At 45.0% G+C, this 6,857-nt stretch carries 5 protein-coding genes; 4 read left to right on the top strand and 1 reads right to left on the bottom strand.

Translation table 11 applies throughout. The features are described 5' to 3' along the window. The first annotated feature begins 339 nt into the window (after positions 1-339). The 3 genes from nadC (at position 340) to PMG71_RS04295 (ending at position 4,128) form a co-directional block, all read left to right on the top strand. Positions 340-1,203 carry a carboxylating nicotinate-nucleotide diphosphorylase gene (gene nadC / locus PMG71_RS04305; protein WP_283752412.1) on the top strand — a complete coding sequence of 288 codons (864 nt, stop codon included), beginning with the start codon at positions 340-342 and terminating at the stop codon, positions 1,201-1,203. A 29-nt stretch (positions 1,204-1,232) separates the two neighbouring features. Continuing rightward, on the top strand, positions 1,233-2,990 hold the full coding sequence (argS, locus tag PMG71_RS04300) for an arginine--tRNA ligase (RefSeq protein WP_283752411.1): 1,758 nt from the start codon (positions 1,233-1,235) through the stop codon (positions 2,988-2,990). Between the two features lie 223 nt (positions 2,991-3,213). Beyond that, a complete protein-coding gene (locus PMG71_RS04295) occupies positions 3,214-4,128 on the top strand; it encodes a phosphatidate cytidylyltransferase (protein WP_283752410.1) in 915 nt (304 codons plus the stop codon). Here PMG71_RS04295 and PMG71_RS04290 read toward each other — a convergent pair. Continuing rightward, positions 4,125-4,856: an LmeA family phospholipid-binding protein gene (locus PMG71_RS04290; protein ID WP_283752409.1), complete on the bottom strand. Its 732-nt coding sequence runs from the start codon at positions 4,854-4,856 to the stop codon at positions 4,125-4,127. The genes PMG71_RS04295 and PMG71_RS04290 overlap by 4 nt on opposite strands. A 330-nt stretch (positions 4,857-5,186) precedes the next feature. On the opposite strand from PMG71_RS04290, the gene PMG71_RS04285 reads away from it, so the two are divergent. Beyond that, on the top strand, positions 5,187-6,857 hold a 1,671-nt coding region (locus PMG71_RS04285; protein WP_283752408.1), incomplete at its 3' end, for a DUF4912 domain-containing protein.

Raw genomic sequence — 6,857 nt, 5'->3', positions numbered from 1 at the left:
CCTTATCATCTTGATTAACTTTAGCTTCTCTCCCTAAAGAGAGCGCTTCAGTTCAATTCACTAACGAGGGTCTAACTCATTTAGTTTAGGCTTTCAAACTATAGAATTTTCTAGGTTCGGTGGCTTCGATTGGGGGTCAGCTGTTCGCTGCCGTCCTCTCAAGCACAAATACGAATATAGCCAATCTTCCCCTTCCTTGTCAACCCTATTTTTGAAAAAAATCTGATATTTTTTTTAGATAAACGCTACAACCTTTGATATGTAAGGCTTGACAGGATCGAAAAAAATGAGCGATTTTAGGGAAATAGAGGTTTTCTACATGGATAGAGGGAGTTGCTTATGAGTTCAACAGTATTGATGCCTGTTACTCTTGGTTTAGATGGTTGGCTCAAGGATTGGTTGATGGAGGATATTGGTCGAGGAGATCGCACCACCCAAGGCTTAAACCTGACCTCAAAGCAGCCTATCGAGGGTCAGTGGACGGCGAAAGCATTTGGTAGAGTAGCCGGTTTACCGATCGCCAACCGAGTATTCCAACTCCTTGATGCCAATACTGAACTCATTCCCTTGCTCTCAGAGGGAGAAGCTTGTCGTCCAGGAGAACCGATCGCTAAACTCAAAGGATCATTAGAGTCCCTACTCATGGGTGAACGAGTCGCTCTCAACTTGGCGATGCGACTGAGCGGTATTGCCACTGCTACCCGCGAATATGTCGATCGCATTGCTGACTTATCCACTCAGTTTGTCGATACTCGCAAAACCACACCCGGTTTAAGAATCTTAGAAAAATATGCCTCCCAAGTTGGGGGAGCGGTCAATCATCGTATGGGACTCGATGATGCTGTGATGATCAAAGACAACCATATTGCAGTTGCGGGGGGAATTGGGGAAGCGATCGCCCAAATTCGTCAACGGATGCCCTACCCTCTGACTATAGAAGTGGAAACCGAAACCCTAACTCAAGTCCAAGAAGCACTCGAACACCAAGCCGATATCATCATGCTTGATAATATGAGCCTTGAGTTAATGACCGAAGCTGTGCAAATCATCCGCCAAGCGTCTCATGTAGTTAAAATTGAAGCCTCTGGCAATGTCAACCTAGAAACCATTCGAGCGATCGCCCAAACCGGAGTAGACTATATTTCCAGCAGTGCCCCCATTACGCGATCGTCCTGGCTAGACTTAAGTATGAAATTAGGGTAAGGTCAGCATTTGCCATCGATCATACAACCATGAACTCAACCTTAGACACCCTCAGAACCCAATTTTCAGCCGCCCTCGTTGCTGCCTTTGGCCATGATTTTGCCGATACCGATCCCCTCGTCTTCATTGCCAGCGATCCGCAATTTGGCGATTATCAGTGTAATATCGCTCTTTCCCTAGCTAAAAAACTCAAACAAAAACCCCAAGATATTGCCCAAACCTTAATCAATCATCTCGACTTGGGAGAAGCCTACGAAACACCAGAAATTGCCAAACAAGGGTTTATCAATCTCAGATTTAAACCCAGTTATCTAGAACAGCAAGTTTCTCAACTCCAACAAGATTCTCGCTTAGGCATGGCTCCAGTTGCTCATCCTCAAACTGTAGTTGTAGATTTCTCCAGTCCGAACATTGCCAAAGAAATGCATGTGGGTCATTTGCGCTCCACGATTATTGGGGATTCCATCGCTCGGATCTTAGAATTTCGGGGGCATAAGGTTTTGCGTCTTAATCATGTAGGCGACTGGGGAACTCAGTTTGGCATGTTAATCACCTATCTCCAAGAAGCCTATCCGGAAGCCCTGACGAAAGCCAATGCTTTAGAGTTAGGAGATTTAGTTGCCTTCTATAAACAAGCCAAAAAACGCTTTGACGAAGATGAAGATTTTAAAGAAACCTCTCGTCAAGCCGTGGTTAAATTGCAAAGTGGAGATGAACAGAGCTATAAAGCTTGGCAGTTATTATGTGAACAATCCCGGCAAGCATTTCAAGTGATTTATGATTGGCTGGACATTCGTCTTACAGAAAGAGGAGAATCTTTTTATAATGAGATGCTCTCCAATGTCGTTCAGGATTTAGAAGACTTGGGATTATTAGAAGAAAATGAGGGTGCAAGTTGTGTATTTCTGGAAGGGTTTACCAATAAAGACGGCGATCCACTGCCATTAATTGTCAAAAAATCCGATGGAGGCTATAACTATGCGACTACGGATTTAGCCGCCTTACAGTATCGGATTAAACAGGATGGGGGCGATCGCCTCATTTATGTCACCGATGCAGGACAATCCAATCATTTTGCCCAAGTTTTCCAAGTTGCCAAACGTGCCGGTTGGCTTCCAGATCACATAGAAGTCATTCATGTTCCCTTTGGATTAGTGCAAGGAGAAGACGGTAAGAAACTCAAAACTCGTGAAGGAGAAACCATTAGATTACGGGATTTATTAGATGAAGCTATTCTGAGAGCGCGTCAAGATTTAGACCAAAGACTCATTTCAGAAGAGCGGACGGAAACAGAAGAATTTAAGCAACAAGTCTCTCAAATTGTGGGATTGAGTGCTGTTAAGTATGCTGATTTGAGCCAAAATCGAACCAGTAATTACCGATTCAGCTATGACAAAATGCTATCGTTAAAAGGAAATACAGCTCCTTATCTGTTATACGCCTATGTGCGCGTGCAGGGAATTAGTCGTCAAGGAGGTATCGATTTAGAAAACTTACCTCCAGAAGCGACAGTAAGCTTGACAGAAACCGCAGAACTATCCTTAGCTCGATTATTACTCAAGATGAACGATATTGTGGAACAAGTTGAGCAAGACTTACTACCCAATCGATTATGTAGCTACTTGTTTGAAGTCAGTCAAAAATTCAATCAGTTTTACGATCAATGTCCCATCCTAAAAGCAGAAGATCCTTATAAAACTTCGCGCTTAGTTTTGGCGAACTTAACGGCGAAGACCTTAAAGCTAGGCTTATCTCTGTTGGGGATATCGGTGCTAGAACGGATGTAGAAGATTGTAGTTTCAGGGAAAAAGGAACAAAAAAAGCAACAGAAAGTGTTCTTACACTTCCTTATATTGCTATATCCCTCGTTTCCCATGGTCGGTCATATCCCCATCACGACCTTACTCATTTGGGGTGAGCGGGTTGAGATCTTTCCATCTCCCCGTCCCTCATTCCGGCGTATAGATTATAATGTCCTAAAGGATTTCTTAAATCTTCTTAACCTCACTAATGTCCGGAAACTCTCTATTATCTCCTCAGCAACCCAACTCTGCCTTCCCTTGGACTCGTGTAATCACGGGTGTAGTGGCAATTCCTATTGCCCTAGGAGTCACATTCTTAGGGGGCTGGTATTTTACTCTTGGATTTGGGATTATCGTTTATCTCGGCCAATCCGAATATTTTCAGATGGTGCGGGCTAAGGGCATTCTCCCAGCCGGTAAAACTACCCTGGTGATTACCCAGATTTTGTTGGTTATCTGTACCATTTCTCCTTCTTTGGCCGATGCCATTGTACCGGTAGCCGGTACGTTAATTTGTTTCTATTTACTCTTTCAACCGAAGTTAGCCACGATCGCCGATATTGCTGCTTCAATTTTAGGCTTATTTTATTGTGGCTATTTACCCAGTTATTGGGTCAGATTACGCTCTATGGGCGAGGCTTCTAGTTTGGAATGGACTTTAGCTCTTCCCAATCATTGGCCACTTTGGCAAGAGCTACCCATTGGTTTTAAGTTAACCATCCTAACATTTGTCTGTATTTGGGCTGCCGACATCGGTGCTTATACCTTTGGTAAGTTATGGGGACGGACTCGACTTTCAGAAATTAGTCCCAAGAAAACCGTTGAAGGTGCGGTTTGTGGTGTGATTGGTAGTATTCTTGTGGCCTGTGCTGGGGCCCATTTGCTTGAGTGGCCCTATTGGGAGTTAACGGGGTTAAGCTTAGGTTTAATGATTGGTATTGCTAGTTTGCTGGGAGATTTAACGGAGTCAATGATGAAACGGGATGCCGGAGTTAAAGATTCTGGAAAACTGATTCCTGGTCATGGAGGCATTCTAGATCGAGCAGATAGTTATGTATTTACTGCACCATTAGTGTATTATTTTGTGACTTTAGTTTTACCCGTATTATCTTCAGGCAGTTAGGGCAAAACCGTAATTTGGCCCATACAAAAAACTTTTTCAGGACTGATCTGCATCTGTTCTAGGGTGACTTCTGTCCCTAAATCAATTTCGAGAGTGTTTAAGGGCTTGGGAAATAGTCCAGCCGGTGCTTGAAGGGTTAGGGGATGAAAGCGCAATTTATGGCTATCGATCAGTTCTAGACCGGCATGTATTTTCAAGTTGGCTTGAGGATTTTGGGGTTGGGGCCAGGTGGCGCTAAGGGTGAGTTGACCATCACCTAGGGTAATGGTGTGCCATTGGGGGGTAGAAATGTTGAGGAGGCGATCGGGTTCTCCATGGCTATCTGCTCTACTGGCTTTAAGCAATTCTCGCAAAAATTCATTGAGTCCTTGAGAGAGTAGCCCTTCTGGTGAGAGAGAGTCTCTCAGTTGTTGGGCTGTAATTTGCAGTTGCCCTGTGACAAGGATGGGTTCAAGGAGACGTAGGGGTTTACGTCGCAGGACTTGGGGCAAGTTGGTGTGAATGGTTTTGGCTCTGAGGTGAATTTGACTGAGGTGGAGTCCCTGGTAGGTGGCTTGACTGGCTTGAATGGTGACGTGAGGGATGAGTCCTGATAGAATTTGGCGATCGCCCGCATCAATACTCAGATGTAGATCCTCGATCTCTTCTGCTTGGGATTTTAGCCAAAGTTGTAGAGCGGGAGACAGAACGCGACTAATAAGACCGTGTTTACTAGCTGTAGAAGTCATATCAATTAGAAATTAGACATTAAAACATTATGACTGATGGGGCTGGGCCTATAAATCACTTTGTCTCTTGAGTATGGTATTCACTCATTAGCTATTTGTCGATCCCTTCACAATGTCACATCTTTATGACTTTTTTTGATCTCAGGGGTAAAAAAGTTATCGAATCATGACATAAAAGAGGGTAAAGAGCTGAGATCGCGTCAAAATACCTAAAACAGACGGACTCAACCCTTGCTATCCCCTATTTTTTTTTGCAATATATTAAGCAATTGATCCCCAAGCTCAACCCTTGAGCTAAGGATGAAGACATTAAGGAAGGAGAGCCTGTTGATGAGCAATAAACGTCCACCCTTATCTGAGATGACCTTACGACAGTTGCGTAAGGTTGCCAGTGAATACCAAATTCACCGTTATAGCCGGATGCGTAAGTCCGAACTCCTGGAAGCGATTATAAAAGCCCAAAACTCTACTGATACATCCATGAATAACCATATACAGACAGAACCAACAGATGCTCAAGAAACAGTAGGAGCGGCAAAGTTTGAAATGGGAAACTCCTTTAACCAAAAAGTTCTCGCCTCTGTAGATGAGGGGTTAACGGATTTACCCAATGGTTATGGTCAGCCTTGCATTGTCCTCATGCCTCGTGACCCTCAATGGGCTTATGCTTACTGGGATATTGATAATGAGCAAAAACAACAATTACGCATTCAGGGCGGGCAACAATTAGCACTACGAATCTACGATGTTACCGATCTCAACATCAACTATGAAAGTCCCCATAGTATGCAGGAATATCCCTGTGATGAATTAGCCAGAGAATGGTATATTCCCATTCCCATTAGCGATCGCATCTATGTCGTTGATATTGGTTATCGCTGTGCTGATGGTCGCTGGTTAATTCTGGCACGCTCCTCTCCCGTCACCATTCCCCCCATCTATCCCTCCGACTGGGTAGAAGACCGCTTTATGACCGTAAGCTGGGACAAAGCTCTAGGCAGTGGAGATCAACTTCTCACCCTCGATCCACCTGGCCGTAAAACCACTGAAGCCGATGAACTTTATCAACTCGCACGGGAAGCAGAAGCCAAACGCCTAGCGGGTTCTGTCTTCGGTTCTGAAACTGCCCAAGCTATTAGTTCCTATGTTTTTCCCTCTGGAGTCGGTAAATGGGCTGCTCCAGCAGCATCGGTTCAAACGGAGTCAGGAGCGGGCTTGACCACTTCGGGAGCAGGGATGACCACTTCGGGAGCAGGGATGACCACCTCTGGCGTTGGGATGACCACTTCAGGAGTTGGAATGACCACTTCAGGAGTTGGAATGACCACTTCAGGAGTTGGAATGACCACTTCAGGAGTTGGAATGACCACTTCAGGAGTTGGAATGACCACTTCAGGAGTTGGAATGACCACCTCTGGCGTTGGTTTGACCACCTCTGGCGTTGGTTTGACCACTTCGGGTGTTGGTTTGACCACTTCGGGTGTTGGAATGACCACCTCTGGCGTTGGTTTAACTACATCAGGAGTGGGCTTAACCATGTCGGGTGTAGGACAAACCATGTCTGGTGTTGGCTTAACCACATCGGGTGTTGGTTTAACTACATCAGGAGTGGGCTTAACCATGTCGGGTGTAGGTCAAACCATGTCTGGTGTTGGCTTAACCACATCGGGAGTGGGTTTAACTACATCAGGAGTGGGCTTAACTATGTCGGGTGTAGGTCAAACCATGTCTGGTGTTGGTTTAACTACATCGGGAGTGGGTTTAACTACATCAGGAGTAGGCTTAACTATGTCCGGTGTAGGTCAAACCATGTCTGGTGTTGGTTTAACTACATCGGGAGTGGGTTTAACTACATCAGGAGTGGGCTTAACTATGTCGGGTGTAGGTCAAACCATGTCGGGTGCTGGTTTAACTACATCGGGAGTGGGTTTAACTACATCAGGAGTAGGCTTAACTATGTACGGTGTATGTCAAACCATGTCGGGTGCTGGTTTAACTACA

This window comes from Roseofilum acuticapitatum BLCC-M154 (genome assembly GCF_030068475.1).
Taxonomy (GTDB): Bacteria; Cyanobacteriota; Cyanobacteriia; order Cyanobacteriales; family Desertifilaceae; genus Roseofilum; species Roseofilum acuticapitatum.
Note: the sequence above shows the minus strand (reverse complement) of the source record. Positions and strands in the feature narration are given on the sequence as shown.